The organism is Cyanobacteriota bacterium (assembly GCA_025054735.1).
Lineage (GTDB): Bacteria > Cyanobacteriota > Cyanobacteriia > SKYG9 > SKYG9 > SKYG9.
Window position 1 is genome coordinate 1 of record JANWZG010000013.1, and the last position, 19,586, is coordinate 19,586.

A 19,586-nucleotide genomic window follows, 5' to 3' on the forward strand; every position below is an offset into this window, starting at 1 on the left:
TGGCATCGACAACCTCTCGCCAAATAGCACTACCAGGAGTTGCCAATGCTTCTGCCGATCGCTGAAGCAGGAGATCGCGCAGCACCCGTGCCTGTTGCACCGCAGCAATTACCAGGGTTTGCTCTGAAGCCCCACTACTCACAGAGGCTTCGTACCACTTTGCAAGCGCATCACCGATGCCTGCCACCAGCGTCCGCTGTGGAGCCGTCTGAATGATGTCATAGTCCAATACCAGCAAATCAGGACAACGTGGCAATCCAACATCGTAAAGGAACGCTCCCTGGTCAGAATACACATTCGATAGGGCAGTCCAAGCAGCACAGGTAGCCGCCGAAGTGGGCACTGTTATCACAGGCAACTGACAACGATGGGCCACTAGTTTTGCTGCATCTAGGGCTTTGCCACCCCCTACACCAATGATGACGTCAGCACAATGATCAACCACAGCTTGCTGAATTCTGGTCAAGGCTGTTTCACTACACTGAGCACCATAACTGACACAGACAGTTCTATCTCTGTATAGGGACACCAGAGGCTCCAAAAACGGCTGAATGGCCGCCAATGTACGATCGCCCCCTACAATCAGTGGACAGTTGCCAAGCTTGGCTATCTCTGGGACTGCTTCAGCCAGCAAACCCCTCACTACTCGTTGAGGTGCGATCGTCATCGCCACCCTGTCAGTCACAGTTGCCATCTGGTATCACTCGCTAGGTATCTGAGCAGTTAGCCTCAGTTAGTCATGGCTCTAGAGGCTAAATTGTACAAATCCTAGTCTCATTGTAGCCACTGTTTTTAGTTGAAAATCTAGCTATGTCTAGGCGCTAGTCGGCATAGCAACCGCTCTCATGACTGAACTTCCAAAAATGATCCTAGATAAGGTAATGATTTCCTGGGAAGGGCGTGGGGACATTTCCATAAGGGGAGCCAGCCCCCTTGACCCCCACTTACTGATTACTACTCTTCCAAATACTCTAGATGCCAGACATGTAAATGAGCAAACTATCCGATGCTTGAGATAGGCCAATGAAGCTATCGGGACTTGGTTAACGCTGTCACCCGTGACGCATTGTCAATGACACCTTCACCCTCCATACTGGGGATAGGTGGTTTTAACTCTACTTTGAGGACGTTCTTAGCGTTGATGAACACAGTTTCCGCAGATAACTTGATGATCCACCAGTCATCTTGAAGGAATCGGCGAACCTCACGGCGAACATCTTGTCCCTGACCGTAGACTAACCCGCCAATGATGAAGGACTCTGTCTGACCGTTTATAAAATGGAAGGTAAGTTGAGTATAGGCTACCGTTGTGGAATCTTCGTCGTCGTACATAAGTTGTTCAGAAGTTGTTCAAATTAAGCCGTTCAGTTAGTGGTAGACCGGTTGACTTGGATGATAGCGCTGGATGCTTCGTGCGCATAGTAGTGTCTAACCCAACCATCCTAACCCAACCATCATAGTTTACCTTGTTATCGTTAGTCATCATCAGCAAGTCATTAGTAAGCATAGTGTATGGAATGGCAAGAATTGGCAGGCAATTGGGCATTGGTGCCACGACGACATGTGGGTATTATTCACTTCCTGGGTGGAGCATTTGTGGCGACAGCGCCTCAAGTCACCTATCGGCGGCTGCTAGAGAAGCTCAGCGACCGTGGCTATATCGTCATTGCCACTCCATTCGTCAACACCTTGGATCACCGCACTATCGCCCAAGAGGTGTTGACCAGCTTTGAGCGCACAATGGATAGGCTCGATCGACGGGGAGCCTTGCGCCGTCGCTATTTACCCATCTATGGCCTTGGTCACAGCCTAGGCTGTAAGCTACACTTGCTGATTGGCAGTCTATTTTCTGTAGAGCGAGCAGGCAATATTCTGATCGCCACGAATAACTATGCTTTTAATGATGCAATTCCAATGGTCAGTCAGCTTGACCTACCTGTGGAATTTACACCTACTCCTCGTGAAACAGAGCACATCATTAACCAGAGTTACCACGTGAAACGGAATTTGCTAGTGCAGTTTACCGATGACACGATCGATCAAAGCGCTGCTATTTACAAAATTCTGCACCGTCGATTTGCTGATATGGTTACCCTGCGCAGATTGCGCGGCAACCACCTCACGCCACTAGGCGCTGAGTTGACATGGCAGCCTGGAACAGCCTTTTCGCCCCTGGATGCCCTCGGTCAGTGGTTCAACCAAGTGGTCTATCAAGAGTTGACCCAACTCCAACAAGAGATTCTGCAGTGGCTAAATCCGTTGATGGTCATGGAAGATTGACAACAAAGCAACATGATGGAATGTACGGTGCTAGTGCTGTTACTTCAGAGAAATAGTAAAGATATTGAAGAAGATGTGAGTGATTGCTAAAAGTTCTACAAGCTTGGGAATAATAACGTGTGATCTGAACGTGTGTGCTATGAAGTGAACTAAGGCACACCTACTGCCATGCGATCGTGAACGATGGGATCGTTAGCTGCTGCCCGGTTTGTACACTCAGGCACATTGCATACTGAATATACTGAACGTACAGTACTTAAGTTACAGTACTTAGCTTAGTTACAGTACTTAGTGGTATAACTCGTCTGAACTTGATACGATAAAGCTGTTGGCTGTGAAAAGCACCTGATGATTAATTGATTACTGTCTAAGACTCACCCAGCATTGGTGGTGCTCACCATCGTTTGGAGCTATTTGCATGAGTGCTGTTTCCCCAAGCGACTACGAAGATTTAGGTATTGCGATGCAACAGACTGATGCATTGCCTGTTGTCAACGCAGTAAATCGCATCCTGGCAAAAGCCTTGAGTGAGGGTGCTGATGAAGTACACATTGAGCCACAGCCCCATGCCTTAGACGTTAACTTTCGCAAACACGGTACTATTCGGCCTGCATTTTCCTCCTTACCAGCCAAGGTAACTAACAGCGTCATCAATCGGATTAAGTCTCTGGCGATGCTCAACACGGGGCCGTACAGGGCCAACCAAGTTGGGCGAATTCGGCGACAGTTTCAAGGGCGACGCTACGACCTATTGGTGAGTACCTCCTACAGGGATGCAGGGGAGTGCATTTTGATGAAAGTGATGAACCACGATCATCTGCAACCACTCGCAGCCATGATCATTGACCCAGCCGCGTTAGCGACTCTGCAAGCCCTGCTACAACGTCCTCGTGGCTTAATCTTGGTGGTTGGTGCCCCCGGTTCTGGCAAATCTACAACTTTGGCTGCCATGGTGTTAGCCTGTAAACGCCCTGGTGCAGTGCTCGCAACTTTGGAACATCCCATCAAGTATCCACTAGAGGGTGTTATTCAAACCGAGTGGAATCCATCACAGGGTAGAGGGTTTGCTGAGGCGCTACAAACTCTGCTGAGTCAGAATCCTCAGGTGTTGATGGTCAGCAATGTGCACGATCGAGCGGCCATGATCTCTGCCATTAGTGTTGCCCAAACTCGGTTAGTGTTAGCGGCTTTGCCTGTTGATGATTTACCTAGTACGTTTACCCATCTGCGGAATTTAGGGATTGACATGTCCCTAGTTACCCAGTCATTGCTGGGAATTGTTCATCAACGGCTATTGCCTCAGCTTTGTCCTGACTGCTGTCAACCTCAAGCAATTTCAGAGGCAGAGATCGCCCACTATGGGCTAGACTCCCTGTCGGGTAATCAGACCTTTCGCCAAGCTACAACTCTAGACTTAGAAGCCCTTAAAGCAGCCAAGGCAGATGGCTCAGTTTGTACTACCTGCAACGGTGCTGGCTATATAGGGCAATTTGCCATTCATGAAGTGCTAGCTGTGACTGATCGCATTGCGACACTGCTAGCTGAAGGAGAACCCTCTCAGTCGATCTACGAGGTTGCTGTGGTGCAAGAGAAGTTACGATCGCTCTACAGCATTAGCTTAGAACTGGCAGCGAAAGGACAAACAACCCTTGCTGATGTAGCACGAGTTACCTTTAGCCCTGACATGGTTACGCTTCATCGTCAGTCTCAGCAACGTCTGCAACCGTCCACTAGGAATGATGACGCGGCGATCGATGAGCAATTAGCTACTTTGTCTGCTCATGGGGAGGTACCGGGTCAGAGTGATGCCCAACTTGGCCTGGATGCGGCGGTCAACTTGGATGAAGAACTGCCTAGTCTTGAGCAATTGTCCCCAGATTTGGCTATCACTTCAGAAGCAACAGACACGACTGACCTGCGGCTGGATGATACGGAAACACCACTCTTGGAAGTCGTAAGTAGCTATATGGCTGAGGCTGAAGAAGACACTGCCATCAACCTCAATGGTGGTGTAACCCCCGTGGCAGATGATGAATTGCCAGACGTTGACCCAGAGATGTCCCTCGACTCGTTTGAGTTATCTGATGAGGCAGAGGCTGAACTAGAGCGTGCCAGTCGCCGCGAACTCCCACGAGAAGCTACGGCTAATGTTGCTAGTTCCCAGGTTGCCAGTTCCCAAGATGAGATAGTTATGTTGCGAAAGCAGCTTATGGATACAGCCTTAGCAAAAGCCGAGCTGCAACAAGCCCTAGAAAAGCGTAACCAAGAGTTGAAAGCTATTCAAGAAAAGGTACAGCAACTAGAGCAGGATAAAGCTGATTTGAAGCAACAATTGGTTAGGGAGCGTGAAGAGCTGGCGCGGAAGTTCGATCGACAAAAGGAAGACCTCCGCCGTAAGGCCAAAAAAGATGTCATCAGTGGTGTCTTGGAAGCAATTGACAGCTTTGAACAGGCCCATGCGCAGCTATCGGATGAAGAACGGGAAAGTTCAGTTCACAAAGGCTATGGGGCTATCTATCGGCTAATGGTGGATCGCATGAAAAAAGCCGGAGTAGTAGCTGTAGAGGCCCTGGGCAAGCCCTTTAACCCAGAGGTTCACGAAGCGGTGATGATGGAAGAGAGCACGGAATATACCTGTGACACTGTAGTCGGGGAATTCCGTCGGGGTTATATGATGGACGACATTATCCTACGTCCAGCCCAAGTGAAGGTAGCTGTACCCTCGGAGGCTTCTCCGTCACCAGCACCCCAACCTGAGGTAGTGCCTCCCGTTACGCAATCCTCAGGAATGTCAGGCGGTGTTGAAGTAGCGACAACATCTGACCAGATTGCCGATGACCCCGCCCCTGTCTCGGTTGAACAGAGCACAGCAGCCCCTGAGACAGAACCCTCCGACAGTAATCCTGACGATACGTCGTTGGATGCCATGTTCAATGACTTCTACAACTCCCCAGATAGCGCTGTGCCAATTGATGAGATAGACAAGCTTCTAGCCGATCTCTAGCAGTCTCTGATAATCCAGATAGGGGAAAGTTTCGTCATAGGATACCTTTTGAACTAGGGATGTGATCCGATCGACGTGGATCCGGCTCAATAGCCATGCGGAGTGACCGGGCAAATGCCTTGAAGGTAGCCTCGATGATGTGATGAGAATTGATGCCGTCCAGTTGTCGAATATGAAGCGTCATGTGAGCGTGATTAACCACAGCTACAAAAAACTCGCGCACCAACTGGGTGTCATAGGTACCTACCCGCTGAGTGGGAATGCTTAACCCATAGCTCAGGTGAGGTCTGCCTGAAAAGTCCAGAGCTACTTGCACTAGGGCTTCATCCAACGGTGCTAGGAAATGCCCAAACCGTACAATGCCCTTACGATCGGCCAACGCCTGATGCAATGCTTGCCCCAAGGTAATCCCCACATCTTCATTGGTATGGTGATCATCAATATGCAAATCCCCAGTAGCCTGCACATCTAGATCAATCAACCCATGGGATGCCAATTGATGCAGCATATGGTCAAGGAAGGGAATGCCTGTATTAATCGAACAGCGTCCCTGTCCATCCAAGTTCAAAGACACATGCACATCAGTTTCGCCAGTTGTACGGCGGATGGCTGCTGTCCGGGCAGGTAAGTCACTGAGGGCAGCCGACAGTTCACTATCACGGGTAGGCATGGGGATCGTCGCTGAACACAACAGCTCAATCTTGCCATGATTCGGCTGATCCTGGAGGAAGAGAATTAACCCAATTCCCTATAGTTTAGCGATCGGGTACTGGAATCAGTTCATAAAACTCAATTTAAGGTCTCATTTGGTCATAAGACTCAATTCAAGGTTTCATTTGGAATTAACACTAGCAGGTCTGTAACCCCCACATCTTGGCCTGCTTGAGTCAACAGCGTGGTTGCTTGTCCCCGATGGTGGGTTTGATGATTAAAAAAGTGGAGTAACAGGCTAGATAATCGCTTCCGATGAGTAACACCCTTCCTATCGCTATAGGACAACCTGTAATCCAAGTCTGTCTCGGTTAACGAGGCAACCCATGTGCTGATGATGTCATCAAGCATAGCGCGGTGTTCTGCTAAGGCAGCTAGCTCAGCAAACAAGATTTGGTCTAGGGCTGTGGGAGTAGGCAAGTAGCGAATAGGGTCAAGGGCAGAATGCTGAGCAGGATGACTGGCAAAGCGTTGAAGCCAGATGCGATCGGCCACCACCATGTGATTCAGCGTTCCCATCAAGGAGCCGAAAAATGCCCCTCGATCAGCAATTAACTCCTCTGGAGAAAGTCTCGCTGCTGCTCTATAGAGGTTCTGGTTCATCCAGGCATTGTAGGCTGCCATCAAGACCATGTGGCTACACATATAGTTGTCATAGTTATTCAGTGATTACGGTTGTCATAATATTCAGCTACTACGAATGGTGCTTGCATCAGTGTCATGCTAGGCGTAGAGTGATTATGGAGAATTGATCGCCACGGCAAGATTCCAACCCCGTATTCGACATACCAGAGACGTACCAGTAAGGTATTTGCCATGCAAGAACTGATAAAAGGGCTACGAGAGTTCCAAAGCACTGACTTTGTTGCTAAGCGAGATTTGTTTGAGAAGCTCTCCCATGGACAACATCCCAGAGTTTTATTTATTACCTGTTCTGATTCCCGTATTGACCCTAACCTGATTACTCAGTCAGATGTAGGAGACTTATTTGTAATCCGCAATGCAGGTAACATTGTGCCGCCCTTCGGCGCGACTAATGGGGGAGAAGGAGCCACGATCGAATATGCCATCAATGCCCTAGGAATCCAACATGTCATTATCTGCGGTCATTCCCATTGTGGTGCTATGAAGGGGCTGCTGAAGCTAGAAACCCTAGAGCACGAGATGCCGTTGGTGTATAACTGGCTAAAATACTGTGAAGCGACTCGGCGGTTAATCAGAGATGCCTACAGCGATCGCGAAGGGGAAGCCCTGCTAGAGGTTACTACTGCCGAGAATGTCTTGACCCAGATTGAAAATCTCCGTACCTATCCCATTGTCCACTCCAAGCTTCATCAAGGCAAACTTGCCATCCACGGCTGGATTTACGAAATCGAAACGGGAGAAGTTCTCGCCTACGATGGGGATACTCACAGTTTCTTGCCCATCCGTAGCGAGGTAGACATCACGCCAGTAGACTATAGCCCCAATCATATCCCCGAACATACCCTCAGCATTAGTCATAACCTACACTGGCGAATTTCGGCTGAGCAGGCTAAGCGCATTTATCAAGGCACCTATCGCTAGGGCTTAGACGCTGGGGTTTACCCATGTATAGCCACACACCACCTAGTCAGGAGGTTGGTAGTGAAGACTTGAGTCTTCAGAATGAGCCTTAACAGTGATTGAGTTGTCCTAATCTAACCAGCTTGTGCTGTGTAGGGAGTTGAATTGGGTAAGAGTAGTATTGCAGGACTCCTATCGAATACCAGGGGTGATTTGTCCAGGTTTGATGATCTCGATCGTCTTGAGGGTTGGTAGTGCTTTTCTAAAGCCCCGCAAGAGATTGTCACGCTGTCGGAGTCGCTGCTGCCACTCATTGCTTTTCAAGCGACGAACTCGACGACGAACGCGCTCAAGATCCCGTTCACCTCGCCATACCCGCACTTCTTCTCCAGTTTTCAGCAACAGTTCACCGGGTTGATTGGGCAGGCGTACAGAGACTTGGCCTTCCCAGGCAAAAAACAGGGTGCCTGTCTTGGGGTCAGTGGGAATGTTTACGAAGACGGTGGTTCCACGAATGCCTGCGATCGCGGTGTCAGTCACAATCTCCGCAGGCACGGTTTTCCCTGGTTGCACCCAAGTGATCATGGCACCGGACTGTAACTTTAGACGGCGATCGGGCTGAATGGTAATCACCGAATTCTTCCCTAGCCGAAACGCAAGACCAGTAGCAAACTCGATTTGTGCTAAGGCATCCCCCTGGGTGCGAACCGTCTCACCTGCTTGCAGACCCATGCCTTCTTGGGCTGCAACTTCTTGCTGGGCATGGGCTGGGCGCACCCATACAGGTTGGCGCAAAATTTCACTAACAACAGCGATCGGAGAAGATAGTGGGGGTGAGGAAGTCACACCAGTTGAAGCCGCAACAGCAGGGGCTTCCGGTGGAGGCGATGGATTGGTCACAATTCCCAAACGATTGCAGGCTGCTAACGCAGTAACCAATAGCCCAAGCAGACTGAGGCTCTTGAACATAAACGTAGACATGGTTAGTTAACCGCAACTTTTAGTAAAGAGTTTAAAGAGTTAACCGTTATTAATGCGTGCACCCTTAGCCCGTCCACCTACAGCGTAACCAATAATCTGAAAATGTCCATCTCTCTAGGACGATGATAGCCAACTCCGCAGCCAGTTCTCGCAAGGGCGCTCCAGGGTGATTTGTCGGGGCAGCAGCCTTTAGCAAGAGATTGCTTAGAGTGCTTGTAGAAGGGCGATCGCAGCAATGGGTTAAAAATCGACGCGATCAAAGCTAATCATTCAGTCTAGGCAATACGTACCCATGACTGTTGCAGAATCTTGCGGTGAAACTGTTCCCGTTCAGTTTCCCGATGGGGCTGTTGTCAACGTCAAAGTGACTAGCACAGGTCGGGAAGATGTGGGGTTTGATGTGCAGGACTTTCAACCCGTTGCCAATGCGATCAAGAGGATATGCGGATGATTATCCAAATCAGTAATCCGCACTCCTGACCTTACTCAAGCCATGCCTCTGGTCTGCTCAATATGTCGAAACATTACAAGTCCTAGTCACTATCTAAGCTAACTGCAAGTACTAAGACTATTCAACCCAATCTACAAAAAAGATTTGTTAGTCAACTAGCCAATCGACCCCTAAAGTTCCTCCAAGGTCAATTCTATGTGGTTTACCCAAACATCCAAGCCTTGACTTTCTCTAGCGCCTTCCAGCCGGGCTTCCGTTGTAACCCATCAGCGAAATTATTTTCCACTTCGTCGCGCAACTCTGATACAGCCATGACTACCTGGGTAGCTAACTCCACGTGGGGACGCACACCCTTTTGGTTAGTTTCCAGCATGGCGATGGCTAAATTGATGCGAGCTTGAGGGTCATGGGGATTGATTTTGACCGCTTGCTTGGCTGCCTTGTAGGCACGATCAGCTTTATCTTCCAGCAGGTACAGCCACGATAGACAGGTCCAAGCGGCACTAGACTTGGGAGCACGATCGCAAATATCCTTAAACACTGGAATTAGGGTATCCGCAGATTCTCCAGCCTTGTATCGCTCTAGAGCTTGGTCAAACTGCTGGTCAACTGGCAGCGGTGCATCTGTCATAGTCATCCCTGTTCATCACAAAATGGCTCAGGCGGGATTTGAACCTGCGACCTTGGGCTTATGAGTCCCCTGCTCTAACCACTGAGCTACTGAGCCAGCCATAGCTAAACCACTATCTCTATTGGTTCAGTTAAACCTCGCCTTTGTCAAGACTGTGATCCGCTTATCGATTATAACCTGAACAGGCCATAATGCTCTCTGGGCCAGGGAGATTTTTAGGGATTTAGGTTAAGAGTAATGATGGGTTTTCCCAGAAGCCTGTTGGTGTGTTTAACAGCAACCTAGCCATCGTAAAGGCTGTGCCGAAGATTAAGCGGATGGACTAAGATGCTATCAGTCAAGCGCTACTACTACTGCCAACGGGCAATCTTTTGAATTAAGGAGCATGATCCATCCTGATACAACGCTGACATACATGAACGATGCGATCGGCTATGGTGTTGTTGCTACTAGATTCATTCCTCGGGGAACCATTGTTTGGGTTCTTGATGAACTAGACCGTAAGTTTGATGCTGATTATGTAAAGTCATTGGATCCAGTCATGAGATCGACCATCATTAAATATAGCTACCGAGATTACCAAGGCAACTATATTTTGTGTTGGGATATTGCTCGGTATGTAAACCACAGCTTTGATTCCAGCATGATTGGAACCGCCTATAATTTTGAGGTGGCTGCTAGGGATATCTATCCTGGAGAAGAACTAACCGATGATTACGGCTATTTCAATCTAGAGGAACCCTTTGACTGCCTGCCAGAAGCTGGGGATGCCCGCACTCAAGTTATGCCAGATGACATTTGGCACTATTACGCAGAATGGGATTGGAAAGCAGCACAGGCAATTAAACAGAGCCTTCACGTTGCCCAACCTCTCTGGCACCTGATGACTCCTAGTCTAAGGGAGAAAGTAGTGGCGATCGCCACTGGCCAAGAGCCGATGGATTCAATCCTGTCGATCGCTACCTGGAATTTGTAGCCTTGGCTGGCTACATTTGCCCGTATACGAGATAGCCCTATGCAAACCACAACCGACCAAACTCCTCGGCGTAGATTCAAATTTTCACTCCTCAGATGAGTCGGCTCACGGCTGTTTGTCTCGGTATTGGGCGGCACAGTAGTTGGTCTTTGCTTATCGTCGTTTTTTTCCTATCGAGAGTTGGTCAAGCGGGCCGAAGCTGAGCTAGTCGTAACCCTGAACGTAAAAGCAGAAAACCTAGAAGGCAGCTTGAATAGCTTCAAGACTTCTGCCGAACTGACAATAGAGGCTATTAAAACGCTACATGAGGCTGGTGAACAGCGAGAACAGGTTTACGTTGAGTTGATTCGCCGTGCTTTGGAGCAATTGCCCCTAGCGACAGGTATGGGATTTGGTCAGCCACCCGACAGCCGCATTATTCTACCCTCCCGTCAATATGCCTATCCCTATGCCATCAAAAAAGGTGGTGTGGTTACAGCTAAAGGCGGAGAATCTAACCCAGATAGCTACAACGAACCCTATTTTACCCAGCCGATCGCCGCCAAACGTGGCTTGTGGCTAGAGCCAGTTTCCTATCTAGAGACGACCTTAGACCCTCCTCAGTATGTCGTTAGCACTAGTTATGCTGCACCCTTCTATACAAAGGATGGAAAACTATTAGGAGTGTTTTCCCAGGACTTGGAATTAGGATTTTTGAGTGAAGTCCTGTCGGAAAAAGTGATCAACGAAGCAGGCTATTTTGTGTTGGTGAGTGCCAACGGCAACCTCATTGCCTATCCGCCGGATCCGCAGCAAGCTCTCAAACTGAATCCCTTTCCTAAAATCAGCAACTACAGTGAACTGTGGAACAAAATTGAGACTGACCTAAACTCTCGTCAGGCTTCCAATGGGCTAGTAGCATGGCGAGATGCCAGTGGCAAGCGGCGTTTTTGGGCCTATCGACGCATTGCGAATACCAACTGGGTGTTGTTGGCATCTGTGCCAGAGTCTGTGGTGTTTGGGCCAATTCTGCGCTTCACGGTTGGGGGGAGTTTAGGAGCTATTTTGGGAGCCGCGATCGTCCTAGCGATTGTAGTTGCGCTGTTTGTACGGAATTTGAACCGTCGGTTACAGCCCATCATGGATGAATGTAACCGCTTAGCCGAAACCAATGCCAAGAGCGAAGAGTTGATGAGCCGGGAAGATGAGCTAGGTCGCTTGACCATCTCCTTCTATAACTTGCTCGGTCAAGTAACGGTCAACGAGCGTCGCCTGCGTAAGGAAATGGCGCGGTCTGCCCAAGCCTTTCAAGCCTTGCAACAAGCCCAAGCGCAACTCATCCAGACAGAAAAAATGTCTAGCCTTGGTCAGCTAGTGGCGGGCATTGCCCACGAGATTAATAACCCTATCAACTTTATCTACGGCAATTTGCCTCACGCTGCTAGTTATGCCAAAGACCTCGTGGGTCTGATTCAGCTCTACGAGCAGCACTACACTGACCCAGTGCCAGAAATTCGCGCCTATCGAGATGAGATTGACTTGGAATTCCTGATTGAAGATTTGGAAAAGATGCTGTCATCTATGCGCATTGGGGCCGATCGCATTCGGGAAATCGTCTTGTCGTTGCGGAACTTCTCACGGTTGGATGAAGCCGAAATGAAGCCTGTTAATATCCATGATGGCATCGACAGTACGCTACTCATTCTGCAAAACCGTCTCAAGGGTAGTGCATCCTGCCCCAAGATTGACATTGTGAAAGCCTATGGTGACTTACCTCTAGTGGACTGCTACCCGGGTCAACTAAACCAAGTGTTTATGAATATTTTGAGCAACGCGATCGATGCCCTTAGCCAGTTCTGCGACAAACAGCAACAAACCTCTGACGCTAAACCCTTTACCCCTACAATCACCATCCATACGCAACTCATTGATCAGGGCACATGGGTACGAATTAGCTTCAAAGATAACGGCCCAGGCATTCCTGCGGAGCACTTGTCAAAACTGTTTGACCCATTTTTCACGACAAAACCAGTGGGCGAGGGCACAGGCTTGGGCTTGTCCATTAGCTATCAAATTATTGTCGAGAAACACCGAGGACGGTTAACCTGTGTGTCTGCTCTGGGTGAAGGTGCGGAATTTGTGATCGAAATTCCGGTATCTCGTCCCGATGTGCCAACGTGATGTGCTTTATGATTAATGTGCTTTATGATTTATGTGTCACTTGTCAGTTGTTGACCGATGACTTATAACCAATGACGAACTATGGCAGACTTTTTTAAGAACGTAGGACGCTATTGCAGCTACTTCATTACCATTACATTGGGTGTGTTGTATGTATTTTTCCAGCGGTTCGTGCCTCTATTTCAGCGGCCTGTGAGTGCGATTGCTGTCATTAGCTTGCTGGTATCTAGTTTGATATTTATTGGCTTCACCCTGCGAGCTATGCTGGGTCTGAATACTGCCTAAGGTATACAGTATGGATCCAACATGAATCCAAACAGGCACATGTAATAACCTTCAACTTAGGATGGACTATGGCTACTAGTCGGCGTGTAGAGCGAGTGGCAGCACTGATTAAGCGGGAAGTGAGTCAGTTGCTGATGCATGGCATTAAGGACGATCGCGTTGGCATCGGCATGGTCAGTATTACCGATGTAGATGTATCTGGTGATTTGCAACATGCCAAGATCTACGTCAGCATCTATGGCACCGATGAGGCTCGATCAGAAACCATGGAAGGCTTGAAATCTGCTGCTGGCTATGTTCGCTGTGAACTGGGACAACGAATTCGCCTGCGACGTACCCCTGAAGTGGTTTTTTTGGAAGACCGTTCCTTTGAACGGGGCACCAAAGTGTTATCACTGCTGAATCGCCTGAGTGAAGAGCGTTCCGAGACAAAAAGCTAGCTGGTGTGCCGTTAACTTCTCTGTTGGGTGAGCAACAGGAAATACTAGAGGCAATCTGCTTCAATAGTCAATTCCCACGCTACGTAATATTGGTCTTGGTTCCAGGATGCTGAGGTCGTTGGTGTACACTGCAAAATGTTGATCGACAAGACTAGACACACGCTATGGCTGACGAAACTGTCCACAATCAGGTAACATCTGAGCAAACTGCTGACCAACCTACAACCACGGCACCAGTTACGCCATCGGCGAATCCAGAAGAGCCTGCCTTTGGTTGGAATGGTTATGCCGAGCGGCTGAATGGTCGATTTGCTATGGTGGGCTTTGTGTTGCTGCTAGTGCTGGAATGGTTCACTGGTCAGGATTTCTTTACTTGGTTGGGGCTACGCTAGGCAATATCTGACGGAACTTGCTTGGCCTGCCATTGACGCAGACACTGCTGAATTAGCGATTGAATATCAGCACGGGGAACTTCGATGCCAGTTGCAATGTTGCCAGGAGTATCCATAAAGATCACGCTGTCGATCGTAGGCAACGCAAACATTTGAAACAGAATGTGCAACAACGGCATAGGCCGCGCCACTAATTGTAAATCATCACTGCCTAGAGCCTTAACCGTAACATCATTGAGGTCAGCAAACGCATAGACCACCTGTTTCTCTTGCGTTGGTCGCTCCCGATGGCTAAGGGTTGTGACTACCCATTCATTGTCCAGGCTTTGGGGAATGTAATAGAGTTGATGGCGGAACTGATCAGCAGCCTTGGTTAAGGTAGCCACAATCGTCCGCATTGCTTCCGTAGGCACCCCGTAGGTTGCTGCTTGGGCGATCAAATCTTGCTGTTGTTGTTCCAGATTCATAGTGGATTCATAGTGGATTCATAGTGGCTTGGCCTGCTCAGCGGTTCCATTATGCCGTATAACTGGGGGGTGAACGCATCAACGGGCGATGCAGTGTGTCGTTAACTGTTGAAACTAGATGGGCTTAGCTCTGTGGGTTTAAATTCTATGGGTTTGAAATGTATTGTCAGCTCTCACATGAACCCAAATCTGTCAGGAGTCGCCAAGTTTAACCGTATCCTAGCGCAGAAACTAGAGATTCCTTGCATCGGATTTGATCATCCGCTTGATGTATCATCAGGCATCGTGTTGCTGTCCGTCAAAGTGCGCGATCTGAGTCCCTCTGAGCTAGACCAAGCTAGGCGATTTGTGGCTGTCTTGAGCGATCGTGCCATTGCCTACGACCTGTTTTTTCACAGCTTCGATAGCCTAGAGTTTGAGTATGAGTTAGTCGAGGGCAGTCGGCAAATCTTCTGTGGCAACGCAGAAATCCAACACTGCTTCCAAGGTATCGACAAGCCTATCGTCAATGCTTGGTGTCCTTCCTTAATGGATCTCAAGAAGCTGCCGGTGCAAGAGCGCGAGCTGAATTTGTTTGCCTTTGGTATGGCGCACAAGATCCAAGTGCGTTATTACAAAATGCTACGGGAGTTCCTCGATAAACATGCAGTGGACTACCAACTATGGGTATCTACTGCGTTTCATGAAAAAGCCAACTTTGGTGACTTTGGCGCGATTAGTGCCCAACTTAGTGGTGTCTTTGCCGATCGCATTCAATTTATGGGGTTTTTGTCCGATGAAGCTGTAGGCTACTTTCTCCGCAAGGCTCATATTTTCGTTACCTTCTTTGAAAAGGGAGTACGAGCGAATAATACTTCAGTCTACGCAGCCATGGAGCGGGGCTGTGCTGTGTTGACTAACACAGATGAATATTCACCTCCCTGGATGCAACACCAAGAGACCATTTTGGATATTCGCTATGTCACTCCTGACGACTTTGAGCCAGCCCTATTGAAGCGCATTGGTGCTAAAGCCCAAGAGATGATTGCCACCCATGCTAGCTGGGATGAATTAGCAAACCTGATTAATAGGAATTTGAGCTTGTGTTAAAAAATGAGCCATTTCTGTGGGAAGTAGAGGCAACCCGCGATCGCGCCTGCCTGATGCTGCATGGCTTGGGTGGTGGTGTGTATGAGATGCAGCTTCTGGGTGACTACCTCTATCAGCGGGGGCTGACTGTGCAGGGGATCAACTATCCAGGGCACGATCGTCCCAGTCCTAAAATGCCTGCCTCCACATGGGAGCAGTGGTATGGTCATGCCCTAGCAACCTATCAAGCTCTAGCCCAGCGCTACCAGGCCATCAGCCTCGTTGGCTTTTCCACTGGGTGTCCCCTTGCCCTACATCTCGCCGCTAATTATCCGGTTGAGCGCCTAGTGTTACTTAGCCCCTACTTTGCTATTCGTTGCTACTGGTATTTGCTAGTTCCCCCAGAAGTCTACCTACACTCCTTCCTAGGCAAATGGATTGCAGACCTGCCCCGACTAGCCCTGCCTATCCGCGATCGTGCCATGCGTCAACAGGCTGAAGCGATTGCCTTCTTCCAAAGCTTTAACCTGTCAGCAGTGCGCAGCGCTAGTGAATTGATTGCGCTAGCCAAAGCCGAACTACCCACGATCCAATCCCCGACACTGATTATCCAATCACCTAAAGATACGGTTGTGGATCCATCAGGGGCAAAGCTAGTTTACAACACCCTCGGCTCGGCTGAGAAGCGCCTACATTGGCTGCGACAATCTGACCACATCATCTCCCTAGATGTAGAACGTGAAGAAGTTTTTCAAGAAGTAGGCTGCTTTTTGGGGTTGCCTACGTAGGTCAATATCAGCCGTAGCTAATCCTAGTTAGTAATCGGGGTGAGCACTGATCACAGCACTACCTATAGCACGAAACACTTCTTGTCCACGTTCTTCTAGCACTACGATCGGCTCTTGGCCATCATTGGCTTGAATGCGCTTCACCAACACTGACCCATTCCCCAAGCGCTCCCCAACGGAAACTGTCCGTGAGGTGCCTTCACCAGGCACTTCAACAATAGCAGTGGCTTTCCCCTTAGTCTGAACAACACCCATAATTTGAATTCGACGCGCCAAACTAATCGGTGCAATAGGGACTGAAGGTTGTGCTGTTGGTATAGGCACGCTGACAGGTGATGGAGCTGGTGATGGGGTAGTCACAGACCCTGAATAGGGCTGGACAGCCGGAGTTGGGGGTAGTGCAGGTAATTGGGTTACAGGCAATGGCTGGGCGATCGGCATAGGAGCCGTCACAACCACTGGTGGAAACGGCATCCATGGTGATGAAAGCGGGACTGGCACTCCAGGGACAGGCGATAATGCTTGTGGAACTGAGGAGGGCCGTGCTGGGGAGTTTGGTGGTGCAGAGGCTGAAGCAACAACCTGAGAAGTTGTAGGCGCAAAGGGATCGCTCCGCCCAGCAATAATAGCAGCTTCTACGTGCTGAGCACGTTGGCTAGAATCTGTTGGCTGCACTAAGGCAATGGGGGAAATTGAGGTAGATCGAGAGGATGTCGCTTGCCTACGCCGCTGTTGGGTAGCGGGTGACACAGGCATAGGCTGGGCTATGGGGGATGCTGTGGCCTTCGGTGAAGATTGGGTTACCCGTCGGGTATGAGCACTACTACAACTAGTAACCAAACTAGTAACCATCAACGCCACAAATATTAAGCTACCCAGACAATGTAGTTTGCGTAGTTTGCTCATAACGGCTCCTCACTTGAAATGCACGTCAAATCACGTTGAGAGAGTGTGCATCGGCAAAACCCAATGCGTTTGCCTCAGGATAGCCGCAATTTGCAAATCTGTATCATTGGAGATGGAAGGATGTTGTGAGGGCTGCTCTTAACCAATAGCCAGATGTGCCCAGAATCACAAGCAAAAATAGGGGTATAAACCACACCCCCAACCCGATCGCCTGTTCCAGGGCAGCCTGCACCATTTGCCATTGGATGTAGGCCAGGCCAAGCAGAATCTCAGCTTGAAGCCATGTTATAAGCTTTACAGCGATTGTGTACTGATAGGCAGCATTCTCCGCCGTGATGGCAACGGGATAGTTAAACGTATGGGGAAAGTGCCGAACTATAGTGAAAGTAATCAGGTGCACTGTCCCCAAGCAGGGCAACAACCACAGCCAGTTGCGATTATTGCTCCAAACATCTGGATGACCATCAAGGCCAAAGTGAATCGGCAGGCGCAAAGGAACCTGTGTCCAACCATAGACTGCTGCTGCCCATAGAGCAACCAAGCCTGCAATTGCTATCAGGTCAAGTATCACTATCTGAGACGATCGTGGCACCGATAACACGGGACGCTGAGACATGGAGATCGCCTTACAACTAAAGGATTTCCCCATCATAACAAGTCTCAACTGGCCGGTGCTATGGCTTGCAATCGCAGGGACAGTGCTGGCGACAAGCTAGCATTACTCATCGTCATAGTCATAGTCACTGTCGGCATCGTCGTCGCCATCGTCGTCAAAGTCTTCGTCATCATCAGCACTGCTAGCCCCGAAGTTGTCATCGATTAACTCATCGCCGTCATCCAAAATCATAGGAGAAGCATCCTTACCAGGTGCACCCATGCCCATACCATAGCCGAAGTTAAATCGATCTTCCAACTCTTCGGGATCGTAGCGACGAGCTAACTGGTCATCTAACACCACGTCACGTAGGTCGTCCTCATCTAGAACACCAATGCCGTCATAGCCATAGTCAAGATCAGGGCTGCCCACTTCTTCATAGGCATTGAAACCAGTACCGGCTGGAATCAATCGACCAATGATAACGTTTTCCTTCAGACCTCGTAGCCAATCAGACTTACCCGCGATCGCTGCCTCGGTCAGAATCCGTGTTGTCTCTTGGAAACTAGCGGCTGAAATGAAGCTATCTGTCTTCAAAGAGGCCTTGGTGATCCCCAACAATTCTGGAGTGTACTCAGCCGGAGCACCCCCGGTGATAGCCATTGCTTCATTGATCTGTTGAATTTCATAGAGTTCGATTGGTTCACCTGGTAACAGAGTAGTGTCTCCACCATCCTCAACCCTTACCTTTGAGGTCATTTGCCGCACCACAACTTCAATGTGCTTGTCAGAAATATCAATGCCCTGAGACTGGTACACCGATTGAACTTCGTTAACCAAGAAAGTCTGTACCTCTTGGAAGCTCTTCAACGCTGCTTCATGAACCCCCAATGTCTCCCGATAATACTGGAAAAATACATTTAGGATGTCGTGCGGGTTAGCAGGGCCATCAGTCAACCGCTCAGCAGGGCCAACCTCCTGCCCGTCTGTGACAATCACATTTTGCCCTGGGGTTGTCAGGTACTCAGTAATCGTGCCATCAGCTTCGATCACCTTTACATCAACACTGTCATCCTCACCGTAGATGACTTGTGCTATTCCAGGGCGACTAGCCAATACACAAGCCTCTTTGGGCTTCCGAGCCTCTAGCAATTCTTCGATTCTAGGTAGACCCTGAATGATATCACCAGTCTTTGCCCGCTCAAATACCAGCAACACGAGATTGTCACCCCGTTGCACAAGATCACCATCATTAACTTGCAGAACAGCACCCGCGGATACGCGATAGGGACGTGCCAATCGCAGCACAACTTGAGAGTCGCTGATCTGAATAACTTCACCTGAGTGAGGAGTAGGAATACCAGGGGCGATCTCGTCTCGACCTTCTACCAGCAAGTCACCAATTCTAACCGTAGGAGCATTGCCCTGGGTGTCCACTGTCATCAAATCAGCGTCTGTGATGACCAGCAGACGACGAATGACTTCATCGTTCTGTTCACTGGGCAAGCCTCGCACCTCACCGCCACGCTTACATTGAATCTGTGTGCGAGCAACGATTGCCCCAGGAGCAATCTGATCGCCGTCCTTAACCAACAATTGCGTGACAGTGCCACCCTGTGTCTGATCAGCAGTGACATCTCGCCGAATTGCCAACGATTCCAAAATCACTAGTTGCAAGCGCATCTGATTCGGGTTTGTTTCATCTGGAACCAGCTCAATATCGGCAGCCAGTTGCGGAGCGTCTTTATCGATTTCCAAGATTAACTGGGTGCGCAACAGTTCCATGCCTTCTACAGACTTAACGCGCTCACCATCTTTGTAGAAGATACGCTGCACAGCCCGCAACCGAATCGATCGCCCAGATTCATTAGTTGACTCTTGGCTAGGTACCGACGGCTCATCGGGA

General features: G+C 49.3%; 21 protein-coding genes and 1 tRNA gene. 11 read left to right on the top strand and 11 right to left on the bottom strand.

Translation table 11 applies throughout. From position 1 onward, the window contains the following. Both NZ772_01370 and NZ772_01375 read right to left on the bottom strand, forming a co-directional pair. Positions 1 to 694 (bottom strand): iron-containing alcohol dehydrogenase (locus tag NZ772_01370; protein MCS6812213.1); only part of this gene is annotated, 694 nt, incomplete at its 3' end. Between the two features lie 335 nt (positions 695 to 1,029). Then, positions 1,030 to 1,332 (bottom strand): hypothetical protein, encoded by a 303-nt coding sequence (locus tag NZ772_01375; GenBank protein ID MCS6812214.1) that lies wholly within the window; start codon positions 1,330 to 1,332, stop codon positions 1,030 to 1,032. Positions 1,333 to 1,512: 180 nt separating this feature from the next. On the opposite strand from NZ772_01375, the gene NZ772_01380 reads away from it, so the two are divergent. Next, positions 1,513 to 2,280, top strand: coding sequence for a DUF1350 family protein (locus tag NZ772_01380; protein MCS6812215.1), 768 nt, complete (start codon positions 1,513 to 1,515; stop codon positions 2,278 to 2,280). A 418-nt stretch (positions 2,281 to 2,698) separates the two neighbouring features. After that, on the top strand, positions 2,699 to 5,284 hold the full coding sequence (grpE, locus tag NZ772_01385; protein ID MCS6812216.1) for a nucleotide exchange factor GrpE: 2,586 nt from the start codon (positions 2,699 to 2,701) through the stop codon (positions 5,282 to 5,284). 34 nt (positions 5,285 to 5,318) lie between these two features. Here grpE and hisB read toward each other — a convergent pair whose 3' ends face one another. Beyond that, positions 5,319 to 5,954 carry an imidazoleglycerol-phosphate dehydratase HisB gene (hisB, locus tag NZ772_01390; GenBank protein MCS6812217.1) on the bottom strand — a complete coding sequence of 212 codons (636 nt, stop codon included), beginning with the start codon at positions 5,952 to 5,954 and terminating at the stop codon, positions 5,319 to 5,321. A 149-nt stretch (positions 5,955 to 6,103) separates the two neighbouring features. Continuing rightward, complete coding sequence (locus NZ772_01395) at positions 6,104 to 6,640, bottom strand: DinB family protein (protein ID MCS6812218.1); 537 nt, start codon at positions 6,638 to 6,640, stop codon at positions 6,104 to 6,106. Between the two features lie 171 nt (positions 6,641 to 6,811). On the opposite strand from NZ772_01395, the gene NZ772_01400 reads away from it, so the two are divergent. Continuing rightward, entirely contained in the window at positions 6,812 to 7,561 is a 750-nt protein-coding gene (locus NZ772_01400) for a carbonic anhydrase (GenBank protein ID MCS6812219.1), read from the top strand. Positions 7,562 to 7,732: 171 nt separating this feature from the next. Here the strand turns inward: NZ772_01400 and NZ772_01405 are convergent, their stop codons facing one another. Beyond that, positions 7,733 to 8,521, bottom strand: coding sequence for a FecR domain-containing protein (locus tag NZ772_01405; GenBank protein MCS6812220.1), 789 nt, complete (start codon positions 8,519 to 8,521; stop codon positions 7,733 to 7,735). A gap of 292 nt (positions 8,522 to 8,813) precedes the next feature. On the opposite strand from NZ772_01405, the gene NZ772_01410 reads away from it, so the two are divergent. Next, entirely contained in the window at positions 8,814 to 8,972 is a 159-nt protein-coding gene (locus NZ772_01410; protein ID MCS6812221.1) for a hypothetical protein, read from the top strand. Between the two features lie 202 nt (positions 8,973 to 9,174). Here NZ772_01410 and NZ772_01415 read toward each other — a convergent pair whose 3' ends face one another. Continuing rightward, positions 9,175 to 9,603, bottom strand: a complete 429-nt coding sequence (locus NZ772_01415) for a tetratricopeptide repeat protein (GenBank protein ID MCS6812222.1) — start codon at positions 9,601 to 9,603, stop codon at positions 9,175 to 9,177. Positions 9,604 to 9,626: 23 nt separating this feature from the next. Further along, positions 9,627 to 9,699: transfer RNA gene (locus NZ772_01420), tRNA-Met, on the bottom strand. A gap of 289 nt (positions 9,700 to 9,988) precedes the next feature. Between NZ772_01420 and NZ772_01425 the strand changes: the two genes are divergently transcribed. From NZ772_01425 to NZ772_01445, 5 genes are all read left to right on the top strand, one after another. Continuing rightward, a complete protein-coding gene (locus NZ772_01425; protein MCS6812223.1) occupies positions 9,989 to 10,579 on the top strand; it encodes an SET domain-containing protein in 591 nt (196 codons plus the stop codon). A 126-nt stretch (positions 10,580 to 10,705) separates the two neighbouring features. Then, complete coding sequence (locus tag NZ772_01430; protein MCS6812224.1) at positions 10,706 to 12,739, top strand: sensor histidine kinase; 2,034 nt, start codon at positions 10,706 to 10,708, stop codon at positions 12,737 to 12,739. Positions 12,740 to 12,820: 81 nt separating this feature from the next. Beyond that, positions 12,821 to 13,024 carry a DUF751 family protein gene (locus NZ772_01435; protein ID MCS6812225.1) on the top strand — a complete coding sequence of 68 codons (204 nt, stop codon included), beginning with the start codon at positions 12,821 to 12,823 and terminating at the stop codon, positions 13,022 to 13,024. Positions 13,025 to 13,092: 68 nt separating this feature from the next. Further along, entirely contained in the window at positions 13,093 to 13,464 is a 372-nt protein-coding gene (rbfA, locus tag NZ772_01440; protein MCS6812226.1) for a 30S ribosome-binding factor RbfA, read from the top strand. 164 nt (positions 13,465 to 13,628) lie between these two features. Beyond that, positions 13,629 to 13,856 (top strand): chlorophyll a-b binding domain-containing protein, encoded by a 228-nt coding sequence (locus NZ772_01445; protein ID MCS6812227.1) that lies wholly within the window; start codon positions 13,629 to 13,631, stop codon positions 13,854 to 13,856. On the opposite strand, the gene NZ772_01450 is transcribed toward NZ772_01445, so the two are convergent. After that, on the bottom strand, positions 13,853 to 14,323 hold the full coding sequence (locus tag NZ772_01450; protein ID MCS6812228.1) for a hypothetical protein: 471 nt from the start codon (positions 14,321 to 14,323) through the stop codon (positions 13,853 to 13,855). The two genes, NZ772_01445 and NZ772_01450, sit on opposite strands and share 4 nt — an antisense overlap. A 177-nt stretch (positions 14,324 to 14,500) precedes the next feature. Between NZ772_01450 and NZ772_01455 the strand changes: the two genes are divergently transcribed. Then, entirely contained in the window at positions 14,501 to 15,412 is a 912-nt protein-coding gene (locus NZ772_01455) for a hypothetical protein (GenBank protein MCS6812229.1), read from the top strand. Then, entirely contained in the window at positions 15,406 to 16,179 is a 774-nt protein-coding gene (locus NZ772_01460; GenBank protein MCS6812230.1) for an alpha/beta fold hydrolase, read from the top strand. The genes NZ772_01455 and NZ772_01460 overlap by 7 nt, the downstream gene beginning before the upstream one ends. A 27-nt stretch (positions 16,180 to 16,206) precedes the next feature. On the opposite strand, the gene NZ772_01465 is transcribed toward NZ772_01460, so the two are convergent. The 3 genes from NZ772_01465 to NZ772_01475 form a co-directional block, all read right to left on the bottom strand. Beyond that, on the bottom strand, positions 16,207 to 17,085 hold the full coding sequence (locus NZ772_01465) for a hypothetical protein (GenBank protein MCS6812231.1): 879 nt from the start codon (positions 17,083 to 17,085) through the stop codon (positions 16,207 to 16,209). A gap of 103 nt (positions 17,086 to 17,188) precedes the next feature. Further along, entirely contained in the window at positions 17,189 to 17,701 is a 513-nt protein-coding gene (locus NZ772_01470; protein MCS6812232.1) for a DUF1648 domain-containing protein, read from the bottom strand. Between the two features lie 102 nt (positions 17,702 to 17,803). Next, positions 17,804 to 19,586: DNA-directed RNA polymerase subunit beta'' (locus tag NZ772_01475; protein ID MCS6812233.1), on the bottom strand; the 1,783-nt coding region annotated here is incomplete at its 5' end.

Bases quoted from the DNA above. Each gene is read 5' to 3' on its own strand.
- NZ772_01375 (MCS6812214.1), bottom strand. From the start codon at position 1,332: ATGTACGACGACGAAGATTCCACAACGGTAGCCTATACTCAACTTACC.
- NZ772_01380 (MCS6812215.1), top strand. From the start codon at position 1,513: ATGGAATGGCAAGAATTGGCAGGCAATTGGGCATTGGTGCCACGACGA.
- grpE (MCS6812216.1), top strand. From the start codon at position 2,699: ATGAGTGCTGTTTCCCCAAGCGACTACGAAGATTTAGGTATTGCGATG.
- hisB (MCS6812217.1), bottom strand. From the start codon at position 5,954: ATGCCTACCCGTGATAGTGAACTGTCGGCTGCCCTCAGTGACTTACCT.
- NZ772_01395 (MCS6812218.1), bottom strand. From the start codon at position 6,640: ATGTGTAGCCACATGGTCTTGATGGCAGCCTACAATGCCTGGATGAAC.
- NZ772_01400 (MCS6812219.1), top strand. From the start codon at position 6,812: ATGCAAGAACTGATAAAAGGGCTACGAGAGTTCCAAAGCACTGACTTT.
- NZ772_01405 (MCS6812220.1), bottom strand. From the start codon at position 8,521: ATGTCTACGTTTATGTTCAAGAGCCTCAGTCTGCTTGGGCTATTGGTT.
- NZ772_01410 (MCS6812221.1), top strand. From the start codon at position 8,814: ATGACTGTTGCAGAATCTTGCGGTGAAACTGTTCCCGTTCAGTTTCCC.
- NZ772_01415 (MCS6812222.1), bottom strand. From the start codon at position 9,603: ATGACAGATGCACCGCTGCCAGTTGACCAGCAGTTTGACCAAGCTCTA.
- NZ772_01425 (MCS6812223.1), top strand. From the start codon at position 9,989: ATGATCCATCCTGATACAACGCTGACATACATGAACGATGCGATCGGC.
- NZ772_01435 (MCS6812225.1), top strand. From the start codon at position 12,821: ATGGCAGACTTTTTTAAGAACGTAGGACGCTATTGCAGCTACTTCATT.
- rbfA (MCS6812226.1), top strand. From the start codon at position 13,093: ATGGCTACTAGTCGGCGTGTAGAGCGAGTGGCAGCACTGATTAAGCGG.
- NZ772_01445 (MCS6812227.1), top strand. From the start codon at position 13,629: ATGGCTGACGAAACTGTCCACAATCAGGTAACATCTGAGCAAACTGCT.
- NZ772_01450 (MCS6812228.1), bottom strand. From the start codon at position 14,323: ATGAATCTGGAACAACAACAGCAAGATTTGATCGCCCAAGCAGCAACC.
- NZ772_01455 (MCS6812229.1), top strand. From the start codon at position 14,501: ATGAACCCAAATCTGTCAGGAGTCGCCAAGTTTAACCGTATCCTAGCG.
- NZ772_01465 (MCS6812231.1), bottom strand. From the start codon at position 17,085: ATGAGCAAACTACGCAAACTACATTGTCTGGGTAGCTTAATATTTGTG.
- NZ772_01470 (MCS6812232.1), bottom strand. From the start codon at position 17,701: ATGTCTCAGCGTCCCGTGTTATCGGTGCCACGATCGTCTCAGATAGTG.